This is a genomic window from Bacillus sp. AM1(2019), assembly GCF_009906915.1.
Classification (GTDB): domain Bacteria; phylum Bacillota; class Bacilli; order Bacillales; family Bacillaceae; genus Bacillus; species Bacillus velezensis.
The window spans coordinates 1917810-1941577 of sequence record NZ_CP047644.1; the positions used below are offsets into that span (position 1 = coordinate 1917810).

Consider the following 23768-nt stretch of genomic DNA (forward strand, 5'->3'; position numbering starts at 1 on the left):
GAATCTGCTTTTTTTATGCAAAAAAACCCCTCTGTAAGGGGTTTTTTACGATAAATGAAGTTTAATAGAATTAATGTACGGCTCTGAATACGCCGATAACTTTCCCCAAAATGCTTACGTTTTGCAGGATAATCGGCTCCATCGTCGGATTTTCCGGCTGCAGCCGCACATAATTGTCTTCTTTATAGAAGCGCTTAACCGTCGCTTCATCATCTTCGGTCATAGCTACGACGATTTCTCCGTTATTGGCCGTGTTCTGCTGTTTGACGATGACGTAATCTTTGTCAAAAATGCCGGCGTCAATCATACTTTCTCCCATGATTTCTAACATAAAGACATGTTCGCCCGGAGGAACCATCCGGTCAGGAAGCGGAAAATACTCGTCGATATTTTCAACAGCCGTAATCGGAATACCCGCCGTCACTTTCCCGATGACCGGAACGTTTACGACCTGGCTTTTCGGAATTTGGACTTCTTCTTCATCCAATACCTCAATCGCTCTCGGTTTAGTAGGGTCCCGTCTGATCAGGCCTTTTGTCTCCAGCCGCGCCAAATGGCCGTGCACGGTTGAACTGGAAGCCAGTCCTACTGCTTCTCCTATCTCTCTTACAGAAGGCGGATATCCTTTCGTTTTTACCTCTTCTTTAATAAAACGCAGGATATCGAGCTGCCTTTTTGATAGCTTCGTCATATTTCGCACCTCAAAACGTCGATTTTAAGTAGATTATAGCATGATTTTCCTGACAGTACAAACATAGGTTCGAAAAAAACGATTGACAGAAACGTTTGTTCGTATATACTGAAAGGTATAAAAAGCGAACAAACATTCTTATTGGAGGTTGTTTACATGGCGAAAGAATCTATCATATTTGTCGGACTGTTTACTGCGATTTTAAGTGCCGCTATTTTACTTGTCTCATGTGCGGGAAATGATCAGTCCCTCAGCCAATATGTTAAAATAAAGGTTCAGGACGGCGATACACTCTGGTCACTTGCGGATCATGTAGCAGAAAAGAAACACATTAATAAAGAAGATTTCATTGAGTGGGTGACGGAGAATAACCATCTCCAAACTGCTGATATAAAGCCCGGAGACGAACTTATTCTTCCGGTTAAGAAGAAGCATCCGGCCGTATATCAGCTGGCCATTGTCAATTAGAGAGGAAAGAGAGAAATGAAGGCGCTCATTTATGCCCGCGTAAGCACAAACAAAGAACAGCAGCAAACGTCATTAAAAAGACAGGAAGAGGAGCTCAGTGAGATCGCTGCTGCAAACGGCATGGAAGTCGTGAAAGTCATTTCTGAGAAAGCCAGCGGTTACGAAATGGACCGCGACGGAGTATTTGAAATGCTTGATGAAATTAAAAAATCACATATTGACGCGATATTGGTGCAGGACGAAACGAGATTGGGAAGAGGAAACGCCAAGATTGCGCTTTTGCATTGCATTTACAGGGAGAACGTAAAGATATATACGACGGCTCATAAAGGTGAACTGGAGCTTTCCGAAGCTGATACGATGGTACTTGAAATCGTCAGTATTGTTGAGGAATATCAAAGGAAAATTCACAATATGAAAATCCGGCGGGGAATGAAAAGAGCCGTGAAAAACGGTTACAAACCTGAACGGAATCTGAAAAACAGGCATGAAAACAGCGGAAAAGAAAAAAAAGAGGTTCCGGTTTCGGAAATTATCAGGCTGAGAGCCAACAAGCTTACCTTTGCAGAAATCGCAGCGACCTTAAGAGGATTCGGCTATGATGTGTCCAAAGCCACGGTTCACCGGCGGTTTCAGGAATATACCGCAGACACAGAAGGCAGCTGACGCGCATCAGTTGTAAAAAAGACTGCGTTTTAGTAGTATATAATCAACACGCACCAAAGGAGCTTATTATGATTTCTAAAGAAAAAATCGCAAGAATTAACGAATTGGCTCAAAAAGCTAAATCAAACACAATAACGGATGAGGAAAAAGCTGAACAGCAAAAGCTTCGCCAGGAATATTTGAAAGGATTCCGCTCCTCAATGAAAAATACGTTAAAGAGCGTAAAAGTGATTGATCCGGAAGGCAACGATGTCACCCCTGAAAAATTAAAAAGAGAACAACAGAAAAATAATCTTCATTAAACAGAAAGAATACGGCAATACGTATTCTTTTTTCGTATATACTAATATCAGGATGTGCTTTACGACAATTTTCAACAAGTTTATCTCAAATTTAAGCTGAAAGAGTTGAGAAAAAGTCAGCATCGCTTTATGATGAAAAGGTACAACAATAAGGAAGGGGATTATAATGGATACAATTGAAAAGAAATCAGTTGCCACCATTCGTACACTATCTATAGACGCAATTGAAAAAGCGAATTCCGGACATCCGGGCATGCCGATGGGAGCCGCTCCGATGGCATATACATTGTGGACGAAATTTATGAATGTAAATCCGCAGAATCCGGGCTGGTTTAACCGCGACCGCTTTGTTTTATCAGCAGGCCACGGTTCAATGCTTTTATACAGCATGCTGCATTTAAGCGGATATGACCTCAGCATTGAAGACTTGAAACAGTTCCGTCAATGGGGAAGCAAAACACCGGGACATCCGGAGTTCGGGCACACAGCCGGAGTAGACGCTACGACCGGACCGCTTGGACAGGGTATTGCAATGGCAGTGGGAATGGCAATTGCAGAACGCCATCTGGCTGAGACATATAACCGTGATTCATTCAACGTAGTTGATCATTATACATACAGTATTTGCGGAGACGGCGATTTAATGGAAGGCATTTCTTCCGAAGCAGCTTCTCTTGCAGGCCATCTTGAATTAGGCCGTCTGATCGTATTATACGATTCTAATGACATTTCCTTAGACGGCGATTTAGACCGTTCTTTCTCTGAAAATGTAAAGCAGCGTTTTGAAGCAATGAACTGGGAAGTTCTTTATGTTGAGGACGGAAACAACATCGCTGAATTGACGGCTGCAATTGAAAAAGCGCGCCAGAATGATAAAAAACCGACATTGATCGAAGTGAAAACGACAATCGGTTTCGGTTCTCCAAACCGCGCGGGCACATCCGGCGTTCACGGCGCTCCGTTAGGACAAGAAGAGAGCAAGCTGACAAAAGAAGCGTATGCTTGGACGTTTGAAGAAGATTTTTATGTTCCGGAAGAAGTATACGGGCATTTCAATCAAGCTGTAAAAGAAGCCGGCTCGAAAAAAGAACAGGAATGGAATGAACTGTTCGCGGCTTATAAAGAAAAATATCCTGAGCTTGCTGAACAGCTGTCACTCGGCATGAAAGGCGAGCTTCCTAAAGACTGGGATCAGGAAGTTCCCGTTTATGAAAAAGGCAGCAGCCTTGCTTCCCGTGCATCTTCAGGTGAGGTGCTGAACGGGATCGCCAAGAAAATTCCTTTCTTTGTCGGGGGATCTGCTGACCTTGCGGGTTCAAATAAAACGACAATCAAAAATGGAGGAGACTTCACGGCAAAAGACTACGCCGGGAAAAACTTCTGGTTCGGTGTCCGTGAATTTGCGATGGGCGCTGCATTAAACGGAATGGCGCTTCACGGCGGCCTCCGCGTATTCGGCGGCACATTCTTTGTGTTCTCTGATTATTTAAGACCTGCCATTCGTCTGGCGTCATTGATGGGTCTTCCCGTCACTTATGTATTCACACATGACAGTATTGCCGTAGGAGAGGACGGGCCGACTCACGAACCGATTGAGCAGCTTGCTTCTTTACGCGCACTTCCTAACCTTTCTGTGATCAGACCTGCTGACGGAAATGAAACCGCAGCTGCATGGAAGGTTGCCGTTCAAAGCCAAGATCATCCGACAGCTCTTGTATTGACACGCCAAAACCTGCCGACGATTGATCAGCAGGCTGAAGAAGCGTATGCGGGCGTGGATAAAGGGGCTTATATCGTTTCCAAAGCCCAAACAGAATCACCGGCCGCTCTTCTTTTAGCGACAGGTTCTGAAGTCGGACTTGCGATCGAAGCTCAAGCGAAACTGGCTGAAGAAAACATTCACGTATCTGTAGTCAGCATGCCGAGCTGGGACCGCTTTGAAAAACAATCGGCCGAGTACAAAAACAGCGTGCTTCCTCCGAATGTGACGAAACGTCTTGCGATCGAAATGGGTTCAAGCTTCGGATGGGGCAAATTTACCGGTCTTGAAGGAGACGTTCTCGCAATTGACCGTTTCGGTGCTTCAGCTCCGGGAGAAACAATTATGAAAGAATACGGGTTTACTGCAGAAAACGTGGTTGACCGCGTGAAAAAACTTTTAAACAAATAACGAGACAAAAGAGGATGAGTCAAATCATCCTCTTTTTCCTGTTTATGCGACAAAAATAGAAGGGGCGGCGCAACAGTAATAGACAATTCTTTCTTTTCTCCTTTTGTATAATAGAAAGCAATAACGAAGCGCTGTAAAAGGGGATGAGGAAATGGAACGTCATTACTATACGCACCTGATAAAGGATGAGTTTGCGAACCACTACTTCGGGCGGGAAACGGCTATGTTTGAGTTGTTTCGAGACTATCATTGGACAGATCTGACACCCCAGGAATATCAAATGACAGAAAAGCAAGTTCAATATATAACGGAACCGATTCCGGTGATACATATGCATCAGCGTCTCCAGCTGCATTTAAACCGAATGAGTTACAGCCGTTTGGATTCCATTTACCGGCTTACACTGCCCGGAGAAAAGGGTTGCGCCACCTTCATGATGAAAGACAGTTTAATTGAGATTGCAGCTTCGGGAGATTATGAGGCGGAAACGATTTTCTTTGAGATTCTGCGTAAAATCAGCCCCTGTTTTCTTGCAATGGATTTCAAGACACGGCGCTACGGGTGGTTAAATCCGGTCAGAGAAAGAAATTTTGTCTAAAAACGAGGAAAAAGAGATGTAAATGTTGTATAATAGCCTTTGGTTTAGTACACTTTAAACTAGACAACATGAAGGAGGAAATAAAATGACTTTATGGGTTGGCATCCTAGTGGGCGTTGTCGCATTGCTCATAGGTGTTGCACTCGGGTTTTTTATTGCTCGTAAATATATGATGAGCTATTTGAAAAAGAATCCGCCTATTAATGAACAAATGTTACGCATGATGATGATGCAAATGGGAATGAAACCTTCTCAAAAGAAAATTAATCAAATGATGAAAGCCATGAATAATCAAGCGAAATAATACGTACAGATTATGATATAGAGATACATGGTTATAAAAATAAAAAACCCGGAGAGGGTTTTTTATTTTGGCGTCATGTTTCACCCCAACTGCCGGTGTGCAGTTCTTTTTGATATTGTATGAGAAGGTGGTCAAGCTCCTGGCTGAGTTCTATCGTAATGTTTGATGTCATTCCGTTTGTCATGACGATTTTAAGCAGCTCTGCCCGTTTTTTTTCAATTTCATTTAATAGATGCTCTCTAATCACAGGGATATATCCTTTCATACATAAATCTTTCACCTGAGTCGCTATTATTATATCCACATTTATACTGTTTTTCAAATAAGAAGGAGTATAATATCTCGATGTCAAATTAAATTATATAAGCTTTTTCTATAAAAAGTAATCCTTCTCGGGAAAGTGTTAAAAAAATGAAATGATTTTGTCATAACTCGAAGGGAGTGTGTCATCGTGAGTTTTAATTACTTTCTGACGTTTGGGGCCGGATTTCTGTCTTTCATTTCTCCATGCTGTCTGCCGTTGTACCCCGCCTTTTTATCTTACATAACTGGTGTCAGTATGGACGAGGTGAAAACAGAAAAGGTGATGCTGCAAAAGCGCGGCCTCGTGCATACACTTTGTTTTTTGCTTGGTTTCTCCGTGATTTTTATCGCATTGGGATATGGAACTTCATTTATCGGCAGTTTTTTCACCCAATATCATGAAGCGATCCGCCAGTTTGGCGCTATCATGCTGATCCTTTTCGGGCTGATTACTGCCGGTGTGTTTCAGCCGAAATTCATGATGAAAGAGCGGCGCATTCACTTTAAGCGCCGTCCGGAGGGGTTTATCGGTTCGGTTCTGATCGGTCTTGCGTTTGCAGCCGGCTGGTCGCCGTGCAGCGGGCCTATTTTAGGAGCCGTGTTTTCGCTGGCAAATACAAATCCTTCTTCAGCAGTGCCGTATATGTTTTTATATGTTCTCGGTTTTGCGATTCCTTTTCTTGTTCTTTCATTTTTTATTACCAGAATGAATTGGATTCGCAAGCATCAGCTGCTTATCATGAAAATCGGCGGCATTCTTATGATTCTGATCGGAGTTATGCTGTTTTTTAACTGGATGAGCTACATTCTGATCGTTCTGTCAAATCTTTTCGGAGGATTTACGGGTCTGTAACGGGTTAATAACTTTTGAACTATTATATACCCTTTCGTTTTTGGTACAATAAGACTAGTTAATGTTAAATATGTGGAGGGGAATATGACACGAGTTTTAGTTGTAGATGACGCCAAGTTCATGAGGGTGAAAATCAGAGAGATTCTGGAATCGGCGAATTACACAGTGGCCGGGGAAGCGGCTGACGGGGAGGAAGCCCTGGCAGTATATCAAAAAATCCGTCCCGACCTGGTGACAATGGATATTACCATGCCGGTCAAAAACGGTATACAGGCGCTGCAGGATATTTTAGCTTTTGACCCGAAAGCCCGGATCATCATGTGCACCGCCATGCGGCAGCAGCGGATCGTTCTGGAAGCGATTGAATTAGGCGCTAAAGACTTTATCGTTAAACCGTTTGAAGCATCTAAAGTGCTGGAGGCCGTAGGCCGGGTAACGGGAACGTAAACGTGTTCTCTTTTCAAATTGGTTTTTTTTATGTTTTTGGAGTATAGTATATAGTATCAAACTCCGTGCAAGCAAAGGAATGATAAAGATGATGATTATAATTTCATCCGTTATTGCAGCGGCCATGGCAATTTCCGTGATGATCGTCAGGATTAAATCCTCCGACAAGCCCGCTTCACCTAAAAAAATAATTCTCCCGCCGATTTTCATGAGTACGGGAGCGCTTATGTTCCTTTTTCCGATTTTCAGAGTGACGGGCGAAGAATTTTTGGAGGCCATTACGCTGGGCGTAATCTTCTCTATTTTTCTGATTAAAACATCTAAATTTGAGATTAAAAATAATGAAATCTATTTAAAACGGTCAAAAGCGTTTGTGTTTATCCTGATTGGTTTGCTGGTTATCAGAATCGCTATGAAATCCATTTTGAGCACGACGATTGATTACGGAGCTTTAAGCGGGATGTTTTGGATTCTTGCTTTCGGAATGATTGTCCCGTGGCGCATCGCGATGTTTTTGTCTTACCGCAAACTTTCGAATGAACTGAAGACCGCTGATATTCAGATGAATTAAAACCTTTCCGTCCGCCGGAAAGGTTTTTTATTTGAGCAGGGCTTGATAAGGAGTAAGATCAATCTGTTTTTCACGGAGATGCTTTTTTAAAAATTGATGATCACGCTTAGGAGTGGCCAGTATGTAACCCCTGATGATTAAATCACGGTTTATTTGTTCAGCTTCCTCCGCTAAGGAAAGTTCACCGATTTTTCCGGCGATTTTCGCTTTGGCTACATCCCGAAAGAGCTCCGGCACGGGGGCGACCAGTTCATCCAAAAACGCCTTGTCACCCTCATTCCATAAGTGCTTGCTTTTTTCAATATAATAGTCCTGCCAATCCAGTTCTGACCGGCCGTCTTCTTTCGGTAAGCGTTTTAAAAATTTTCGAAACATAAAAAACCCGCCGATAGACAGCAATCCGATCATCACGATGACCCAAAATAAAATAAACCACATAAACCAGCCTTCCAGCATTGTTCTATCTCCTCCTTACTTTAACCATATTGTAAACGAAGACAGAATAGAAGAACACATGAAAAAAAGAATAGAAAAAAAGAATAGAAAAAATGATAGATGTCCAGTCATTCCGGTTGCTAGAACATATTCTATCGTATAGTGATTCTGCTATTTGGCCATGGGAGATTCACTTTGAGGGTATATGACTGATATGACCGGACAAAAAAGCCGCTTCCATTGAGGGATGAAAGCGGCTTTTTTATGTTATAGAGGAAATTGAAAGGAAAAAGAGGCAGGAGTCTCATTTGGCTCCTTGTTCATGGAGACGGTCAGAATATGGTTGGTGAAATCAGTGAAAATATGTTTGTCGTTCAGATAAAAAGGAAGCATCATTTGTTTGTTTAACGTCCGTTCAAGCGTTTTAACAGAGAGCATAAACTCATTTCCCGAAAGAGTGACGGTTATCGCTTGCACCTGCTTCAGCGCCGTCAGGTCGGCTTCAATGATATATTGACGGCTTGTTTCATATAGATCGATCGGCAGCGTCTCGTCATACCAAGCATACGGGTCCTCGTAAAACTGCCGCAGCCATTCTTCCGTATCATCAAATTCTTCAGCGTTTTTTGAGTGATTCATGGAAGCATCCCTCCATATTAAAAAGCCTTGCTATAACGTATGCAGAAGCTTTGAATGGGTGAATGGCACAAAAAAACAGACACCGGGGTCTGTTTTACATATCGTGGCTTGTATTATGTTTTTGTCTTGTATGGTTGCGGTTTTTCACTTTTTTGCTTCCGCTCAGCGGTTCCGGCTGGCCGGGGTTATGGCCCTTCGGAGCATTTTTATGCATATCTTTACTCGTATTTTTATTTGTCATGTTAAAGCCTCCTTTTTAAGGTGTTCCGGCTATTGGTTTGTTTTTCTTTTTTTATTGTTCTGCCGTTCTTCTTCCGTCAGGACGAGCTGGTCATTTTCTATATAACCCGCGCCTTTGCCTTGGCTTTTCGCATCATTCATGCCGTTAATTACATGATTGGCTTTCCGTTTTACCATGATCATCACCTCAACATTAATATGGCTCTTTACAGCCCGTTGTATGAGGCGGAAAATCGGACAAAATTTACCGAAAATCATACTGATAAGACGATCTTATTGTATTTAATAAAAACATTGATATTTACTTATGTATGATTTTATACTAAGATGAAATTGTGAGAAAATTGTGATGGAATGTGAACATTCATCTAAAGAACGATCTTGATCATTGAAGGGGGATTTTGGAGAATGACAAATCAGCAAAAAGTCGCAACACAAGACGTTTTCCAAGCAAGAAAAACATTTTCTTCAAATGGGAAAACATACAACTACTATTCATTAAAAGCATTGGAAGACGCAGGGGTCGGCAATGTTTCAAAACTTCCTTATTCTATTAAGGTTCTTTTGGAATCTGTTTTGCGTCAGGTAGACGGACGTGTCATTACAAAAGAACATGTTGAAAATTTAGCAAGATGGGGTACTGCTGAATTAAAAGATATCGATGTGCCGTTTAAACCGTCACGGGTTATTCTACAGGACTTTACCGGCGTTCCGGCCGTAGTTGACCTGGCATCTTTAAGAAAAGCCATGGCCTCTGTCGGCGGAGACCCTGATAAAATCAATCCTGAAATTCCGGTTGACCTGGTCATTGACCACTCCGTACAAGTCGACAAAGCCGGTACGGAAGACGCGTTAGCCATTAATATGGACTTAGAATTCGAAAGAAATGCAGAACGTTATAAATTTTTAAGCTGGGCAAAGAAAGCGTTTAACAATTATCAGGCTGTTCCGCCTGCAACAGGTATCGTTCACCAGGTAAACCTTGAGTTTTTGGCAAGTGTCGTTCATACGAAAGAGGAAGACGGAGAACTTGTGACATATCCTGATACATTGGTGGGAACAGATTCCCATACAACAATGATTAACGGAATCGGCGTCCTCGGCTGGGGTGTCGGCGGTATTGAGGCGGAAGCGGGAATGCTCGGCCAGCCTTCATATTTCCCTGTTCCTGAGGTCATCGGCGCGAAACTTGTCGGAAAATTGCCTAACGGAACGACGGCGACTGACTTGGCGCTGAAAGTCACTCAAGTGCTGCGCGAAAAAGGCGTAGTCAATAAATTTGTTGAATTCTTCGGTCCTGGTGTTGCTGAGCTTCCGCTTGCGGATCGTGCGACTATTGCCAATATGGCGCCGGAATACGGAGCGACTTGCGGATTCTTCCCGGTTGACGAGGAAGCACTTTCTTACCTGCGTCTGACCGGCCGTGAAGAAGAGCAGATCGATATTGTGGAAGCATACTGCCGCAACAATGGTTTATTCTATACGCCTGACGCGGAAGAGCCGATTTTTACAGACGTTGTGGAAATTGATCTGTCAAAAATCGAAGCGAACCTTTCAGGACCGAAACGTCCGCAGGATTTAATCCCGCTTTCCGTTATGCAGGAAACGTTTAAAAAACATCTTGTCAGCCCGGCCGGCAACCAAGGATTCGGAGCGGATGCTGCTGAAGAGAACAAAGAAATTTCATTTAAACTTAACAGCGGCGAAGATGCGGTTATGAAAACAGGGGCGATTGCAATCGCTGCTATTACAAGCTGTACGAATACATCAAACCCTTATGTATTAATCGGTGCCGGATTGGTAGCCAAAAAAGCGGTAGAATTAGGCTTGAAAGTGCCGAATTATGTTAAAACGTCACTTGCACCGGGGTCTAAGGTTGTTACTGGATACTTAGTCAACTCAGGCCTGCTTCCTTACATGAAGGAGCTCGGCTTTAACCTCGTAGGGTATGGCTGTACGACATGTATCGGGAACTCCGGCCCGCTTTCTCCAGAGATTGAAGAAGCGGTTGCTAAAAATGATCTCTTGATCACTTCTGTCTTGTCGGGTAACAGAAACTTTGAAGGCCGGATCCATCCGCTTGTCAAAGGAAACTACCTTGCGTCACCTCCGCTTGTTGTCGCATACGCATTAGCAGGCACTGTGAATATCAACCTGAAAACGGATCCGATCGGTGTCGGAAATGACGGACAAAATGTTTATTTCGATGACATCTGGCCGTCCATGGATGAAATCAATTCTCTCGTCAAACAGACTGTTACGCCGGAATTATTCCGCAAAGAGTATGAAACGGTATTTGACGACAACCAGCGCTGGAACGAAATCGAAACGACGGATGAAGCGCTGTATAAGTGGGATCAGGATTCCACTTACATTCAAAACCCGCCGTTCTTTGAGGAAATGTCTGTAGAGCCGGGAAAAGTTGAGCCTTTAAGAGGACTTCGCGTTGTCGGCAAATTCGGCGATTCCGTGACGACAGACCACATTTCTCCGGCCGGAGCGATCGGAAAAGACACACCGGCGGGCAAATACCTGCAGGAAAAAGGCGTTTCTCCTCGTGACTTTAACTCTTACGGCTCACGCCGCGGAAACCATGAAGTCATGATGAGAGGAACATTCGCCAATATCCGCATTAAAAACCAAATCGCACCGGGTACAGAAGGCGGATACACAACACATTGGCCTACCGGGAAAGTGACATCTATTTATGATGCCTGCATGCGGTATAAAGAAGATAAAACGGGTCTTGTCGTCCTGGCCGGAAAAGATTACGGAATGGGCTCTTCACGTGACTGGGCTGCAAAAGGAACAAACCTGCTCGGCATCAGAACAGTCATTGCCGAAAGCTTTGAAAGAATTCACAGAAGCAACCTCGTCTTCATGGGTGTGCTGCCGCTTCAGTTCAAACAGGGTGAAAACGCGGATACACTCGGCTTAACCGGTAAGGAAGTCATCGAGGTGGATGTTGATGAATCTGTACGTCCGCGCGACTTGCTGACTGTCAGAGCAATCAGTGAAGACGGTACGGTAAAAACATTTGAAGTTGTTGTCCGTTTTGACAGTGAAGTGGAAATTGATTACTATCGCCACGGCGGCATTTTACAAATGGTGCTTCGCGATAAAATGAAACAGTAGCAGAATGAACAAAGGAGAGAAAGCAGTCTGCTTTCTCTCTTTTTATGCGGGAGGCCTTGAGATGCTTGCGAAATGGCTGGGCGGAATATTACTTATCGGGTTGTTAGTGTATGCGGGCTGGAACATTTATTCTGTACAAAAAAGTCCGAAAGAAGGGACAGAAGAAGGGATGAAAGCCCCTGACTTTACACTTGATACATTGTCAGGAAAAAGCATCTCCCTTTCTGATTATAAAGGAAAAAAAGTGCTCCTCAATTTCTGGGCGACGTGGTGCAAGCCGTGCCGAATGGAAATGCCCGATATGCAGGAGCTGCAGAAAGAATATCCTGATATTGCGGTAGCAGCCGTTAATTTTACGTCCTCTGAAAAAAATATACAGGCTGTGAAATTATTTGCTGATCATTATCAGCTGACATTTCCTATTCTGATTGACAAAAGCGGAATTAACGGAGATTTCAACGTGCTTTCTTATCCGACAACATACATATTAGACGAAAAAGGAACCATTCAGCATATTCGCGTAGGCACAATGACAAAAAAAGAAATGAAAGAAAAACTGGATCTCGAATAGAGGTTCAGTTTTTTTATTGTGAAGGGCTTAGGTTTTGAAAAATTGGAAAAAATGAATGAAAACACGGAGGTGAGAAGATTGAAAAAAATGCGAAAACGTTCTTTTCATGAATTGGTTATGGAAAATAAACGTGAGCTGATGACCAATACGGAATATTTGAATCAGCTTGAAGAAAAGCTGGAGCAGCGGTTCAAACAAAAATAACCTTTAATTTGCAGTCATGTTTGCACCTCCTTTTGCAAAATATACTCTTAAGGAGGGATGAACATGGGCATAAACAAGAAAGACGGCCAGCCGCAATACGCTCCGAGCCACTTAGGGACAAAACCCGTTAAATATAAACGCAACAAAGGGGAAAAGTTTCATGACAAGTCAAACGGACATCCGATTGTCATGCAGACGAAAGGCGAATAACATCATCAAAGGAGAGCAGACATTATGACAAACAATTATCAAAAACCGAATCCGGATGACCGTTCCGATAACGTTGAAAAGCTGCAGGATATGGTGCAGAATACAATTGAAAATATAGAAGAAGCCAAAGAATCAATGGAATTTGCGACAGATGAGGAAAGACAGCGCATTCAAGAGAAGAATGCCAGACGCAATGAAAGCATTGAATCGTTCCGCAGTGAAATCCAGGATGAATCGGCTGCAAGAGAAAACGGCTATCAATCATAATAAAAACCAGGGAAACCTGGTTTTTTTCTCTTTCCGGCTCGTTGTGATAAAATGGGGCTAATCTGATAATAAGGGAGCAGAGAACGTTGCATGTGTCAAAAAAAGAAATAGAAGTGCGTTATGCGGAAACAGATCAAATGGGCATCGTCTATCATGCCAATTACTTAGTCTGGATGGAGGTCGGCAGAACGGCGCTGATTAAGGAACTCGGATTCCTTTACAAGGATATGGAAGATAGAGGAGTGCTGTCCCCTGTATTGGATATCAGCATTTCTTATAAAAAGCCGCTCCGCTACGGAGAAACGGCTGTCGTACATACTTGGATTGAAGAATATAACGGATTTAAAACCGTTTACGGCTACCACATCTATAATCCGGATCAAGAACTTGCCATCAAAGCGACATCCTCTCATATATGCGTTGATAAAGAGAGCTTCAAACCGATTCAGTTTCGCAAAGCTTTTCCTGATTGGCATGCCGCTTACGAAAAGGCAAAAAAATAAGGAGCGGCTGCAGTTATGGCATTTGGAATTACGCGTAAGGAACTGGAAAGATGGAAGCGGGATGTATCGGAAGGGAAAATCGCTTTTTTAACGCATTACTGGCTGGACGACCGCTTTCCGGAGGCTAAGACCGTGACGAAGGCCGGTTCAAGCGATCTCAATAAACTGATCAGATGGGGAGCGGAGTACGGGCTGAAGCCGGAGTGGATTCACCATAAAAATGAATTTCCCCACTTTGACCTGCTCGGTGATACGCAAAGAAGCATATTAGAAAAAGAACGTCTGACTGATCATCTCAAAAGGTTCAGGCTGTAAAAAAAAAGAACGCATCCGCTGCGTTCTTTTTTTTACACATAATCAAATACCGGCTCTTCTGCCTGATCTGAATATGTGACTGACAAATCGTGATTATCAAAGTACCATAAGTCGCTTTCTTCAATAAAAAAGGTAATGCCTTCAACTTCCGTGCTGGTGCCGATGTTCATCGGCCGGTCTTTTAAAATGCCGAGAGAAAAGCCTTTCTGAACGTTGCTGCATCCCCCGTAACGGACAAAGAAACGGACGTGGTCGCCTGTTTCCAGATCGAGCTCTTCTTTGTACCAATCCAGCGCGCCTTTCGTTACTTTCATGTTCATCCGGAACACTCCCTTTTTGTTTCTCATATAAAGAAATTATCTCTATTATAAACGCATATGGCATTTTGATGTCAAAATTGAAGTTTCATCAAAACCATTTGATCTTCGGTTCTGTTTTGTTTATAATCCGTTTGATGTTTGCCCTGTGTCTGTAGATAACAAACGCGGTCAAGAGCGTCACTACGATTAATAAATAAGGGTCTTTTACAAACAGACAGTAAATAATCGTATAAATCCCTGTTAACATTGAAGACAGAGAAACAAATTTCGTAAGGAATAAAAATACGAAAAATACTGCAACCATCGTAACGAATAACAGCGGAGCATAAAACAGCAGGACGCCCCCTGATGTGGCTACGGCTTTGCCTCCCTTAAACTTTGCGAACACGGGGAATACATGGCCGATTACTGCTGCCACCCCTGCGAGAAGAGGATGAATGGGGACGTGCAGCAAATATGGGAGCGCCGCGGCCAAGGTGCCTTTTAAAATATCGGCTGCGATGACAACAGATCCCGCTTTAACGCCAAGCGTGCGAAAAGCATTTGTGGCGCCCAAATTGCCGCTTCCGTGTTCTCTAATATCGATCCCTTTCGCAAGTTTGCCTACGATTAAACCTGACGGGATGCTGCCTATTACATAGGCCAAAATAATCAATAAAGCAATCAACATCTACATTTCTCCTTTTCAATGTCCCTTCACTCTATTTTAACACGAGTTGTTACCGTCTGATGACAAGTTTTTTGAGAATTAAGCTGACAAAGCGCTTTTTTTGATTCCGGCGAAGCGGTCATGTACAATATATCAAAAGGAGATGGTAAAGATGCAAAATCCTTCAAAATCAGAGATTAAAGAAATTCTGGACCGGAGCAAACGGATCGCAGTCGTCGGGCTGTCAGACCGTCCCGACCGGACTTCTTACATGGTTTCCAAAGCGATGCAGGATGAAGGGTATGAAATTATTCCCGTCAATCCAACGATTGATGAGGCGCTTGGCGTTAAAGCCGTCGCTTCATTAAAAGACGTGGAGGGACCGATTGATATCGTGAATGTGTTCAGACGCTCTGAGCAGCTTCCCGGCGTTGCTGAAGAATTTTTACAGACGGACGCTCCCGTTTTTTGGGCGCAGCAGGGTCTTGCAAATGAAGAAGCGTATCGCATGATTACAGACAAAGGACGGACGGCTGTTATGGATTTATGTATAAAAGTCGCCCGCGCTGTTATAAAATAGGAACAAAAAAGGCAAAAATCCTTGGCAAATCAGGGGTTTTTGCTTTTTTATTGAAAGAATACTCTTTGCGTATGATGATGAAACAGATACAATAAAGCATGAACAGCTTTTTTAGAAACCCCTTTATACGGGGGTTTACAGTCTGTTTGCGATGGCCGGCATAAAGCTATATAATAGAAAGCGAACTCATGTTCTTATCCGCCGAAAAGGGCACCAAAAAGATGAAAAGCCGTTCGAATGTATGTCTTGCGGCCTAAAAAACGAGCCATTCGCTTAAATATGTTGCGAAATCAAGCATATTGGTTATAATTGTGAGTCCGAGGAGAATTGGACCGAAGCTTGCGCATACTGAAAAACAAAGACATGAAAACATTTAAAAAAGAGAATGATTAAGAGCAGGTTTTTTGAAAGGGGTTTGTACGTTTGGCTAGAAAACAGCAATTTGATTACAACGAAGATGCCATACAGGTGCTTGAAGGCCTGGAAGCCGTCAGAAAACGACCGGGAATGTACATCGGTTCGACGGACGCACGAGGCCTGCACCATCTGGTATATGAGATCGTCGACAATTCCGTCGATGAAGTTCTTGCCGGCTACGGAGATCATATTATCGTAACGATACATAAGGACAACAGCATCTCCGTACAGGACAGAGGACGCGGAATGCCGACCGGGATGCATAAGCTCGGAAAGCCGACGCCGGAAGTTATTTTCACCGTGCTGCATGCCGGGGGGAAATTCGGACAGGGCGGCTATAAAACAAGCGGCGGTCTGCATGGTGTCGGCGCATCTGTCGTAAACGCGTTATCGGAGTGGCTGACAGTTACTATTGAGCGTGACGGATATGTTTATAAACAGCGGTTTGAAAACGGCGGCAAGCCCGTGACTTCACTTGAAAAAATCGGAACCACCAAAAAAACGGGAACGCTTACCCATTTTAAACCTGATCCGTCAATGTTCAGCGCAACGGTTTATAATTTTGACACGCTGTCAGAACGTCTGCGCGAATCAGCTTTCTTGTTAAAAGGTTTGAAAATAGAATTAATTGATGAACGGAACGGCGTAAAAGAAGTATTTTATTATGAGAACGGAATTGAAGCATTTGTCGCTTATTTAAACGAGGAAAAAGACGCTTTATGCGAAGTGGTTTCCTTTGAAGGCGAGCATCACGACATTGAAGTCGATTTCGCGTTTCAGTTTAATGACGGGTATTCAGAAAATATGCTGTCATTCGTTAATAACGTCAGAACAAAGGACGGCGGCACCCACGAATCAGGAGCCAAAACGGCAATGACAAGAGCGTTTAACGAGTATGCGCGAAAGGTCGCCCTTTTAAAAGAGAAAGACAAGAACCTTGAAGGCGCCGATATCAGGGAAGGTTTGTCCGCAATCATTTCCGTGCGTATCCCGGAGGAACTGCTGCAATTTGAAGGCCAGACGAAAGGGAAGCTTGGCACAAGTGAGGCGAGATCAGCCGCGGATGCCGTCATTTCCGAGAATCTTGCTTATTTCTTGGAAGAAAACCGCGATACGGCGACCCTGCTTGTCAAAAAAGCGATTAAAGCAAGCCAGGCCCGTGAAGCGGCCCGTAAAGCGAGAGAAGAAGCGAGAAGCGGCAAAAAGCGAAAAAAATCAGAAGCGACGCTGAGCGGAAAACTCACACCGGCCGGTTCCAGAAATCCGGCGAAGAATGAATTGTATCTGGTGGAGGGAGACTCTGCGGGAGGTTCTGCAAAACAGGGAAGAGACCGGAAATTCCAAGCCGTGCTGCCCCTTCGCGGAAAGGTCATCAACACAGAGAAAGCAAAGCTTGCAGACATCTTCAAAAATGAAGAAATCAATACGATTATTCATGCGATCGGAGGCGGTGTCGGCGCAGATTTTGATATAGACGACATCAACTATGACAAGATCATCATCATGACGGACGCGGATACCGACGGCGCGCACATTCAAGTCTTGCTGTTAACGTTTTTCTACCGCTATATGAAACCTTTAATCGAGCACGGAAAAGTCTTCATCGCCCTTCCGCCTCTTTACAAAGTGAGCAAAGGGAGCGGTAAGAAAGAGATTATTGAATATGCCTGGTCCGACGAAGAAATGGACGGCGTTTTAAAGAAAGTCGGCAAAGGATATACCATCCAGCGCTATAAAGGTCTGGGAGAAATGAACGCAGACCAGCTCTGGGAAACGACGATGAATCCCGAATCGCGAACGCTCGTCAGAGTCAAGATCGACGATGCGGCACGGGTAGAGCGCCGTGTAACGACATTAATGGGAGACAAAGTAGAACCGAGAAGAAAATGGATTGAAAAGAATGTTGCCTTCGGATTAGATGAGGAAAGCAATATTTTAGAAAATGAAAACTTGTCGGTCGCTGAGGAGGTTTAATAGTGGCACAGCCAGAATTATTTCATGATTTACCGTTAGAAGAAGTAATCGGCGACCGTTTCGGACGCTACAGTAAATACATTATTCAAGACAGGGCGCTGCCCGACGCTCGTGACGGTTTAAAGCCGGTGCAGCGGAGAATTTTATACGCCATGCACGCAGACGGAAATACATTCGATAAAAATTTCCGTAAAGCGGCGAAAACGGTCGGAAACGTTATCGGTAATTATCATCCGCACGGTGACAGCTCCGTTTATGAAGCGATGGTGCGGATGAGCCAGGATTGGAAAGTGCGGAATGTGCTGATTGAGATGCACGGCAACAATGGAAGCATTGACGGTGATCCGCCGGCTGCCATGCGTTATACGGAAGCGAGATTATCTTCTATCGCGTCAGAGCTTTTGCGTGATATTGATAAAAATACGGTTGAATTCGTTCCGAACTTTGATGACACTAGTAAAGAACCGGTTGTTTTGCCCGCCATGTTCCCTAACTTGCTTGTCAACGGATCAACCGGGATTTCAGCGGGCTATGCGACTGATATTCCCCCTCATCATCTGGGTGAGGTCATTGATGCAGTCATTAAACGGATTGAATCTCCGGATTGCACCGTCGATGACTTGATGCAGGTGATTAAAGGGCCTGACTTTCCGACAGGAGGCATTATTCAAGGAGTTGACGGCATTCGGAAGGCTTATGAAACCGGGAAAGGCAAAATTATTATCCGCGGCAAGGCTGAAGTGGAATCCGTAAGAGGCGGACGGGAGCAGATCGTCATTACAGAAATTCCGTTTGAAGTAAACAAAGCCAATCTCGTAAAGAAAATGGACGAATACCGCATAGACAAAAAAGTCGAAGGCATTTCTGAAGTCCGGGATGAAACTGACCGCACGGGGCTTCGGGTGGTCGTTGAGTTAAAGAAAGAAGCCGATGCAAAAGGCATCCTGAATTTCTTATATAAAAACACTGATCTGCAGACAACATATAACTTTAATATGGTCGCCATACATAACCGCCGGCCGATGCTGATGAGTCTTACAGCCATCCTGGATGCGTATATTTCCCACCAGAAGGAAGTAGTGACAAACCGCTCCGTCTTTGAATTGCAAAAAGCAAAAGAGCGGCATCACATCGTTGAAGGACTGATGAAGGCACTGTCTGTGTTAGATGAGGTCATAGCGGTCATCCGGGCAAGCAGCGACAAGAAAGATGCGAAACAAAACTTAATGTCTAAATTCGCATTTACGGAGCCGCAGGCCGAAGCGATCGTATCCTTGCAGCTGTATCGTCTGACAAACACGGATATTACGGCGCTAAAAGAGGAAGCGGAAGAGCTCAGCAAGAAAATTCAGGAGCTCGAAGCCATTTTAAGTCATGATAAAAAGCTGTTAAAAGTCATTACAAGCAGCTTGAAAAAATTGAAAAAGACCTATGCTGACAGCAGACGGTCTGTTATTGAAGAAAAGATTGAGGAAATTAAAATCAATCTTGAAGTCATGGTTGCCTCTGAGGACGTATATGTGACAGTCACAAAAGACGGCTATGTAAAACGAACAAGCCAGCGGTCATTTGCCGCTTCTAACGGCCAGGATTTCGGTATGAAGGATACTGACAGGCTGATTCACCAATTTGAAATGAATACAACGGATGTTCTCCTGCTCTTTACCAATAAGGGAAGCTATGTTTATTGTCCGGTTCACCAGCTTCCCGATATCAGGTGGAAAGACATGGGGCAGCACGTAACGAACATCATCACGATTGACCGTGATGAAACCATCGTGAAAGCTATACCGGTAAAAGAATTTGATCCATCTTCATATTTATTGTTTATGACGAAAAACGGCATGGTGAAAAGAACTGAAATGACGCATTACAAAGCGCAGCGTTACTCGAAAGCGCTTGTTGCCCTTAACCTTAAAGGGGACGACGAGCTGATTGATGTTCATGTCACAGACGGCGGCAGCCAGCTGTTTATCGCCACCCGCCTCGGGTACGGTTTATGGTTCGGTGAAGATGAAGTAAATGTAGTCGGTGCCCGTGCGGCCGGCGTAAAGGGCATAAATCTAAAAGACGGTGATACCGTCGTATCAGGACAAATCCTGCATGAGACAGATTCGCTTGTCCTCGTCACACAGCGGGGAGCAATCAAGCGGATGAACCTATCTGAATTCGAAAAAACATCCAGGGCGAAGCGCGGTGTCATCATGCTGCGTGAGCTTAAAAAGAACCCGCATCGCGCAGTCGGCGTATTCGCGTGCGCTTTAGCCGACATGATCACTGCGGAAACAGAAAAAGGCGAGAGAATCGAAATCGCCGTGAAGTCCTTGCGGGCGAATGACCGATACAGCAACGGTTCCTTCTTTACCGATGAAGATGAGACAGGGCCGGTAACAGATGTATGGCGTATCCCCGCGTCTGATGTTTAAGAGTAAAATTAAAATAAAAAACCTCCGCTCATTGAGCGGAGGTTTTACTATTTAGCTTTCATGGCTGCCGAATAAGTCAGTGATAGCGTGAATGACTTCGATTCCCTGCCATACAAATAAATTCAATGCAGTGAATGAAAACAACCCTAAAATCACCATTCGTAAGATAAACAACATGTTTAACAACCTCCTCATTTTATGTTACATAGATAGGCGATGTTGAACATGAAGCTCATCGAAATACGAGGACTGATAAAATTTAGCGATTAAAAAGCTTTTCTTTCGCTGTCTTCTCCGGGAAGCGGGGCGTCTCCTGTCTGATATCACGATCAGTGAGACAGAAGCGGCAAAAAGCGCCGTCAAGATATATGAGCCCGTCAGCGATTTTTTCTCATCATCAGCATTTTGGCCGGCCTTCATTTCGTGCATTTCCTGCTGGTCGGCTACCGCTTTAAAATGATGAGCAGTATCAAACGCATGGGGAATGGAGAGCAAATGAAAGCTTGCAATCGCTAAAAATAAAATAGAAGCTTTTAAAAACAAGATTTTTTTCAAATGTTCTCCCCCCTTCATAATTCTGAATATTTTTATTATAATACCCTAATTTAAATGTAAAGTAAACACATTTATTAAATTTAAAAAATTATTATCCTGGTTAAGTATATACCATTTCATCCATCTTTTCATCTCTTTTTTCTTAAAGACCTATTTGTTATGATATGCACTCATTCCTTATGACGTGACAACATTTTTCGGGCTGTAAGATAAAAAACGGGGCATGACAGCAAAAGACGTGATGAAGAAACCGAAACATTTTCTTAAAAAAACTTCTCAACCACGGTCGTTGTGATATAATAATACTCGTTGTGTTAAAAGATCTAACATATGCAGCAAAAATGACAGTAAAAGATACGTAAAAGGGAGGTTAAACATGGAGGCTTTCATCAGTGAAATCATAAATGTTCCAAATGATTTTATTTGGAAGTATCTTGTTTATATTTTAGTCGGGATCGGATTGTACTTTACGTTCCGTTTTCGCTTTATTCAATTCCAATACTTTATTGAAATGTTCAGAATCGTCGGGGAGAAGCCGCAAGGAAATAAAGGAGTGTCTTCAATGCAGGCATTCTTTATCTCAGCCGCTTCTCGTGTCGGAACCGGAAACTTGACCGGCGTCGCGCTGGCGATTGCAACAGGCGGTCCCGGCGCAGTATTTTGGATGTGGATCGTAGCGATTGTCGGTATGGCTTCCAGCTTTGTGGAAAGCACCTTGGCGCAGCTGTATAAAGTGCGTTCCGGTGACGAATTCCGCGGCGGTCCGGCATATTACATGGCAAAGGGACTGGGCGCCCGCTGGCTCGGTATTTTATTCGCCGTATTGATTACCGTTTCTTTCGGACTTATCTTTAACGCCGTGCAGTCAAATACGATTTCTGTCGCGTTTGACGAAGCATTCCATGTGAATAAAACAGTTATCGCAATCATTTTAGCTGTATTAACGGCTTTCATTATATTCGGCGGTCTGAAACGTGTTGTTTCCGTCTCGCAATTAATCGTTCCGGTCATGGCGGGTATGTATATTCTGATCGCGCTGTATGTCGTGATTGTAAATATTACAGCGGTACCTGAGCTGTTTGTTACGATTGTGAAAAATGCGTTCGGTCTTGAACAGATCGTCGGCGGAAGCTTAGGAAGCATCATTATTATCGGTGCGCAGCGCGGCCTGTTTTCAAACGAAGCGGGTATGGGAAGCGCGCCGAATGCCGCAGCGGCTGCACATGTGTCGCATCCGGCTAAGCAGGGATTAATTCAGACCCTCGGTGTGTTTTTTGATACATTTATCGTTTGTACATCGACTGCCTTTATCATTTTATTGTACAGCTTTACGCCTAAAGGCGACGGCATCCAAGTGACACAAGCCGCACTGCAGCACCACCTCGGCGGATGGGCGCCGACATTTATTGCGATTGCGATGTTTTTATTCGCATTCAGCTCAGTCGTCGGCAACTATTACTATGGTGAAACGAATATTGAATTTATTAAAACAAGCAAAACATGGCTTAATATTTACCGCGTATTCGTCGTAGTGATGGTGGTATACGGATGTTTGGCTGACTTCCAGATCGTCTGGGACATGGCAAACTTGTTTATGGGACTCTTGGCTCTCATTAACTTAGTGGCAATCTTATTGCTGAGTAATGTAGCCTACAAGATCTATAAGGATTATGCCGCTCAGCGCAAAAAAGGTCTTGATCCTGTATTCAAGGCCGAGAATACGCCGGAGCTCAAGCATATTGAAACATGGGCGGAAGAAGAAGGTACAAGCCCCGAACGTAAGACTGCTAACTAAGGAAACATGCATACAATTTTCAAAAAACCCCTTACATTTTGTTGTGAGGGGTTTTTTTATGTGAAAAACCGGGTTATTTTTGCCGAAAACAGATTTTTTTGAATTTGTTGTATTTTTCTCTTGTGTGTGTAAGGGCTTTCATATAAAGTTTAACTAAACCGGTTTACCAAACCGATTTAGTCTTAAAGGAAAGGAGTATTAATGTGGCTTCTGATTATGGCATTTTTACGATCGGTGATGCGATGATCACCTTAAATCCCGCAAGCACAGGGCCTTTGCGTTTTGTTACCCATTTTGAACGAAAAGCAGGAGGAGCTGAACTGAATTTTGCGATTGCATGCGCCAGATTGAATCTGCACTCAAAGTGGGTCAGCAGACTGGGGAAGGATGAGTTCGGCAGAGTGATTTATCAGTTTGCCAAAGGAGAAGGAATTGATGTGACTGACGTCTCCTATGTTGAAGGCTTTCCTACATCTTTAAATGTCAAAGAGATCAGAAATGACGGTTCAGGCAAGACGTTTTATTACCGTTTCAATTCACCAATTCTGACTCTTGCACCGGAAGATATAACAGAGAATATGTTTGCCGGCATTCACATCGTTCATCTTACCGGTGTGTTCCTCGCGCTTGATAAGAAAAACCTTGAAATTGCTGAAAGGGTGCTTTCCATCGCCAAAGCAAGGGGGATTCCCGTATCTTTTGATCCGAATATCAGGCTGAAGCTGTGGACGATTGAGGAGGCGCGTGCGGCATTTCATCAAATCTTTCCGCATACTGATATTCTTCTGGCGGGCCGGGGCGAAATGAAACAGCTGACAGGTATAGGGGAAAATGAAGCATTAGCCCGGTTTGCAGAGACCTATTCAATCAGTCAGCTTGTCATAAAAGACGGTGAAGCAGGTTCTGCGCTGTATCATGATCATAAGTGGGTTCACAAAGAGGCTTTCCCGGTTGCGCCTGTTGACACGGTAGGAGCGGGTGACGGCTTTAATGCCGGTTACCTGTACGGTTATCTGCATGGTTTTGAACCGGAAAAACGTCTGGAGTTTGCCAATGCGGTCGGTGCGCTCGTCACCACAGTTTCCGGTGACAATGAAGGGCTTCCCTATCTAGAAGAGGTTCTGTCATTTGTAAACAAAGAGACTGTGATTGAACGGTAG

General features: G+C 43.8%; 31 protein-coding genes. 21 read left to right on the plus strand and 10 right to left on the minus strand.

From position 1 onward, the window contains the following. Positions 1–70: 70 nt before the first annotated feature. Positions 71–691 carry a transcriptional repressor LexA gene (gene lexA, locus GNE05_RS09410; RefSeq protein ID WP_007611720.1) on the minus strand — a complete coding sequence of 207 codons (621 nt, stop codon included), beginning with the start codon at positions 689–691 and terminating at the stop codon, positions 71–73. 156 nt (positions 692–847) lie between these two features. On the opposite strand from lexA, the gene yneA reads away from it, so the two are divergent. The 6 genes from yneA to GNE05_RS09440 all read left to right on the plus strand — a co-directional run bounded on the left by yneA (position 848) and on the right by GNE05_RS09440 (position 5199). Next, positions 848–1159, plus strand: coding sequence for a cell division suppressor protein YneA (yneA, locus tag GNE05_RS09415; RefSeq protein ID WP_003154001.1), 312 nt, complete (start codon positions 848–850; stop codon positions 1157–1159). Between the two features lie 15 nt (positions 1160–1174). Further along, entirely contained in the window at positions 1175–1825 is a 651-nt protein-coding gene (locus GNE05_RS09420; RefSeq protein ID WP_021493418.1) for a YneB family resolvase-like protein, read from the plus strand. A gap of 68 nt (positions 1826–1893) precedes the next feature. Next, entirely contained in the window at positions 1894–2127 is a 234-nt protein-coding gene (locus GNE05_RS09425; protein WP_003153997.1) for a DUF896 domain-containing protein, read from the plus strand. Between the two features lie 166 nt (positions 2128–2293). Further along, a complete protein-coding gene (tkt, locus tag GNE05_RS09430) occupies positions 2294–4297 on the plus strand; it encodes a transketolase (RefSeq protein ID WP_014418018.1) in 2004 nt (667 codons plus the stop codon). 151 nt (positions 4298–4448) lie between these two features. Further along, entirely contained in the window at positions 4449–4895 is a 447-nt protein-coding gene (sirA, locus tag GNE05_RS09435) for a sporulation inhibitor of replication protein SirA (RefSeq protein ID WP_014418019.1), read from the plus strand. Between the two features lie 85 nt (positions 4896–4980). Further along, entirely contained in the window at positions 4981–5199 is a 219-nt protein-coding gene (locus tag GNE05_RS09440) for a YneF family protein (protein WP_003153994.1), read from the plus strand. Between the two features lie 73 nt (positions 5200–5272). Here the strand turns inward: GNE05_RS09440 and GNE05_RS09445 are convergent, their stop codons facing one another. Continuing rightward, on the minus strand, positions 5273–5446 hold the full coding sequence (locus tag GNE05_RS09445; RefSeq protein WP_012117647.1) for an aspartyl-phosphate phosphatase Spo0E family protein: 174 nt from the start codon (positions 5444–5446) through the stop codon (positions 5273–5275). Between the two features lie 201 nt (positions 5447–5647). Between GNE05_RS09445 and GNE05_RS09450 the strand changes: the two genes are divergently transcribed. From GNE05_RS09450 to GNE05_RS09460, 3 genes are all read left to right on the plus strand, one after another. After that, entirely contained in the window at positions 5648–6355 is a 708-nt protein-coding gene (locus GNE05_RS09450; RefSeq protein WP_088056486.1) for a cytochrome c biogenesis protein CcdA, read from the plus strand. 84 nt (positions 6356–6439) lie between these two features. Further along, entirely contained in the window at positions 6440–6802 is a 363-nt protein-coding gene (locus tag GNE05_RS09455; protein ID WP_007410327.1) for a response regulator, read from the plus strand. Between the two features lie 79 nt (positions 6803–6881). Continuing rightward, entirely contained in the window at positions 6882–7373 is a 492-nt protein-coding gene (locus tag GNE05_RS09460; RefSeq protein WP_007611735.1) for a CcdC family protein, read from the plus strand. A gap of 27 nt (positions 7374–7400) precedes the next feature. Here GNE05_RS09460 and GNE05_RS09465 read toward each other — a convergent pair whose 3' ends face one another. From GNE05_RS09465 to sspO, 4 genes are all read right to left on the minus strand, one after another. Beyond that, positions 7401–7829, minus strand: coding sequence for a DUF2621 domain-containing protein (locus GNE05_RS09465; RefSeq protein WP_014418020.1), 429 nt, complete (start codon positions 7827–7829; stop codon positions 7401–7403). A 246-nt stretch (positions 7830–8075) separates the two neighbouring features. Beyond that, positions 8076–8447, minus strand: a complete 372-nt coding sequence (locus GNE05_RS09470) for an Hsp20/alpha crystallin family protein (RefSeq protein WP_007410324.1) — start codon at positions 8445–8447, stop codon at positions 8076–8078. Between the two features lie 94 nt (positions 8448–8541). Beyond that, entirely contained in the window at positions 8542–8688 is a 147-nt protein-coding gene (locus GNE05_RS09475) for a small acid-soluble spore protein P (RefSeq protein ID WP_003153984.1), read from the minus strand. 29 nt (positions 8689–8717) lie between these two features. Further along, complete coding sequence (gene sspO, locus GNE05_RS09480) at positions 8718–8864, minus strand: small acid-soluble spore protein SspO (protein WP_003153982.1); 147 nt, start codon at positions 8862–8864, stop codon at positions 8718–8720. A 231-nt stretch (positions 8865–9095) separates the two neighbouring features. On the opposite strand from sspO, the gene acnA reads away from it, so the two are divergent. From acnA to GNE05_RS09515, 7 genes are all read left to right on the plus strand, one after another. Next, positions 9096–11822 (plus strand): aconitate hydratase AcnA, encoded by a 2727-nt coding sequence (gene acnA, locus GNE05_RS09485; RefSeq protein ID WP_017417878.1) that lies wholly within the window; start codon positions 9096–9098, stop codon positions 11820–11822. 61 nt (positions 11823–11883) lie between these two features. Next, positions 11884–12393: a TlpA family protein disulfide reductase gene (locus GNE05_RS09490; RefSeq protein ID WP_017417879.1), complete on the plus strand. Its 510-nt coding sequence runs from the start codon at positions 11884–11886 to the stop codon at positions 12391–12393. Between the two features lie 78 nt (positions 12394–12471). After that, on the plus strand, positions 12472–12597 hold the full coding sequence (locus GNE05_RS09495; protein ID WP_012117651.1) for an FbpB family small basic protein: 126 nt from the start codon (positions 12472–12474) through the stop codon (positions 12595–12597). 63 nt (positions 12598–12660) lie between these two features. Then, positions 12661–12807, plus strand: a complete 147-nt coding sequence (locus GNE05_RS09500; RefSeq protein ID WP_003153977.1) for an acid-soluble spore protein N — start codon at positions 12661–12663, stop codon at positions 12805–12807. Positions 12808–12831: 24 nt separating this feature from the next. Next, a complete protein-coding gene (gene tlp / locus GNE05_RS09505) occupies positions 12832–13074 on the plus strand; it encodes a small acid-soluble spore protein Tlp (RefSeq protein ID WP_021493415.1) in 243 nt (80 codons plus the stop codon). Positions 13075–13160: 86 nt separating this feature from the next. Next, complete coding sequence (locus GNE05_RS09510) at positions 13161–13577, plus strand: YbgC/FadM family acyl-CoA thioesterase (protein ID WP_003153973.1); 417 nt, start codon at positions 13161–13163, stop codon at positions 13575–13577. 15 nt (positions 13578–13592) lie between these two features. Beyond that, positions 13593–13892 (plus strand): hypothetical protein, encoded by a 300-nt coding sequence (locus GNE05_RS09515; protein WP_007611759.1) that lies wholly within the window; start codon positions 13593–13595, stop codon positions 13890–13892. A 32-nt stretch (positions 13893–13924) separates the two neighbouring features. Here the strand turns inward: GNE05_RS09515 and GNE05_RS09520 are convergent, their stop codons facing one another. Beyond that, a complete protein-coding gene (locus GNE05_RS09520; protein WP_007410318.1) occupies positions 13925–14212 on the minus strand; it encodes a HesB/YadR/YfhF family protein in 288 nt (95 codons plus the stop codon). 88 nt (positions 14213–14300) lie between these two features. Then, entirely contained in the window at positions 14301–14882 is a 582-nt protein-coding gene (plsY, locus tag GNE05_RS09525; RefSeq protein WP_014418024.1) for a glycerol-3-phosphate 1-O-acyltransferase PlsY, read from the minus strand. A gap of 151 nt (positions 14883–15033) precedes the next feature. Between plsY and GNE05_RS09530 the strand changes: the two genes are divergently transcribed. From GNE05_RS09530 to parC, 3 genes are all read left to right on the plus strand, one after another. Continuing rightward, positions 15034–15441 (plus strand): CoA-binding protein, encoded by a 408-nt coding sequence (locus GNE05_RS09530; RefSeq protein ID WP_007410316.1) that lies wholly within the window; start codon positions 15034–15036, stop codon positions 15439–15441. 423 nt (positions 15442–15864) lie between these two features. Next, positions 15865–17832 carry a DNA topoisomerase IV subunit B gene (parE, locus tag GNE05_RS09535; protein ID WP_014305073.1) on the plus strand — a complete coding sequence of 656 codons (1968 nt, stop codon included), beginning with the start codon at positions 15865–15867 and terminating at the stop codon, positions 17830–17832. 2 nt (positions 17833–17834) lie between these two features. Beyond that, the gene (gene parC, locus GNE05_RS09540; protein WP_160182695.1) at positions 17835–20258 is read left to right on the plus strand and encodes a DNA topoisomerase IV subunit A; all 2424 of its coding nucleotides are present in this window, start codon (positions 17835–17837) and stop codon (positions 20256–20258) included. A 51-nt stretch (positions 20259–20309) separates the two neighbouring features. On the opposite strand, the gene GNE05_RS21400 is transcribed toward parC, so the two are convergent. Together GNE05_RS21400 and GNE05_RS09545 are read right to left on the minus strand one after the other, a co-directional pair. After that, on the minus strand, positions 20310–20435 hold the full coding sequence (locus tag GNE05_RS21400; protein ID WP_003153957.1) for a hypothetical protein: 126 nt from the start codon (positions 20433–20435) through the stop codon (positions 20310–20312). 24 nt (positions 20436–20459) lie between these two features. Then, positions 20460–20813, minus strand: coding sequence for a hypothetical protein (locus GNE05_RS09545; RefSeq protein ID WP_003153956.1), 354 nt, complete (start codon positions 20811–20813; stop codon positions 20460–20462). A gap of 376 nt (positions 20814–21189) precedes the next feature. Between GNE05_RS09545 and GNE05_RS09550 the strand changes: the two genes are divergently transcribed. Continuing rightward, positions 21190–22608 carry an alanine/glycine:cation symporter family protein gene (locus GNE05_RS09550; protein WP_007410311.1) on the plus strand — a complete coding sequence of 473 codons (1419 nt, stop codon included), beginning with the start codon at positions 21190–21192 and terminating at the stop codon, positions 22606–22608. A 203-nt stretch (positions 22609–22811) separates the two neighbouring features. Further along, a complete protein-coding gene (locus GNE05_RS09555; RefSeq protein WP_100261813.1) occupies positions 22812–23768 on the plus strand; it encodes a sugar kinase in 957 nt (318 codons plus the stop codon).

Bases quoted from the DNA above. Each gene is read 5' to 3' on its own strand.
- lexA (WP_007611720.1), bottom strand. From the start codon at position 691: ATGACGAAGCTATCAAAAAGGCAGCTCGATATCCTGCGTTTTATTAAA.
- yneA (WP_003154001.1), top strand. From the start codon at position 848: ATGGCGAAAGAATCTATCATATTTGTCGGACTGTTTACTGCGATTTTA.
- GNE05_RS09420 (WP_021493418.1), top strand. From the start codon at position 1,175: ATGAAGGCGCTCATTTATGCCCGCGTAAGCACAAACAAAGAACAGCAG.
- GNE05_RS09425 (WP_003153997.1), top strand. From the start codon at position 1,894: ATGATTTCTAAAGAAAAAATCGCAAGAATTAACGAATTGGCTCAAAAA.
- tkt (WP_014418018.1), top strand. From the start codon at position 2,294: ATGGATACAATTGAAAAGAAATCAGTTGCCACCATTCGTACACTATCT.
- sirA (WP_014418019.1), top strand. From the start codon at position 4,449: ATGGAACGTCATTACTATACGCACCTGATAAAGGATGAGTTTGCGAAC.
- GNE05_RS09440 (WP_003153994.1), top strand. From the start codon at position 4,981: ATGACTTTATGGGTTGGCATCCTAGTGGGCGTTGTCGCATTGCTCATA.
- GNE05_RS09455 (WP_007410327.1), top strand. From the start codon at position 6,440: ATGACACGAGTTTTAGTTGTAGATGACGCCAAGTTCATGAGGGTGAAA.
- GNE05_RS09460 (WP_007611735.1), top strand. From the start codon at position 6,882: ATGATAAAGATGATGATTATAATTTCATCCGTTATTGCAGCGGCCATG.
- GNE05_RS09465 (WP_014418020.1), bottom strand. From the start codon at position 7,829: ATGCTGGAAGGCTGGTTTATGTGGTTTATTTTATTTTGGGTCATCGTG.
- GNE05_RS09470 (WP_007410324.1), bottom strand. From the start codon at position 8,447: ATGAATCACTCAAAAAACGCTGAAGAATTTGATGATACGGAAGAATGG.
- GNE05_RS09475 (WP_003153984.1), bottom strand. From the start codon at position 8,688: ATGACAAATAAAAATACGAGTAAAGATATGCATAAAAATGCTCCGAAG.
- sspO (WP_003153982.1), bottom strand. From the start codon at position 8,864: ATGGTAAAACGGAAAGCCAATCATGTAATTAACGGCATGAATGATGCG.
- acnA (WP_017417878.1), top strand. From the start codon at position 9,096: ATGACAAATCAGCAAAAAGTCGCAACACAAGACGTTTTCCAAGCAAGA.
- GNE05_RS09490 (WP_017417879.1), top strand. From the start codon at position 11,884: ATGCTTGCGAAATGGCTGGGCGGAATATTACTTATCGGGTTGTTAGTG.
- GNE05_RS09500 (WP_003153977.1), top strand. From the start codon at position 12,661: ATGGGCATAAACAAGAAAGACGGCCAGCCGCAATACGCTCCGAGCCAC.
- tlp (WP_021493415.1), top strand. From the start codon at position 12,832: ATGACAAACAATTATCAAAAACCGAATCCGGATGACCGTTCCGATAAC.
- GNE05_RS09515 (WP_007611759.1), top strand. From the start codon at position 13,593: ATGGCATTTGGAATTACGCGTAAGGAACTGGAAAGATGGAAGCGGGAT.
- GNE05_RS09520 (WP_007410318.1), bottom strand. From the start codon at position 14,212: ATGAACATGAAAGTAACGAAAGGCGCGCTGGATTGGTACAAAGAAGAG.
- plsY (WP_014418024.1), bottom strand. From the start codon at position 14,882: ATGTTGATTGCTTTATTGATTATTTTGGCCTATGTAATAGGCAGCATC.
- GNE05_RS09530 (WP_007410316.1), top strand. From the start codon at position 15,034: ATGCAAAATCCTTCAAAATCAGAGATTAAAGAAATTCTGGACCGGAGC.
- GNE05_RS21400 (WP_003153957.1), bottom strand. From the start codon at position 20,435: ATGTTGTTTATCTTACGAATGGTGATTTTAGGGTTGTTTTCATTCACT.
- GNE05_RS09550 (WP_007410311.1), top strand. From the start codon at position 21,190: ATGGAGGCTTTCATCAGTGAAATCATAAATGTTCCAAATGATTTTATT.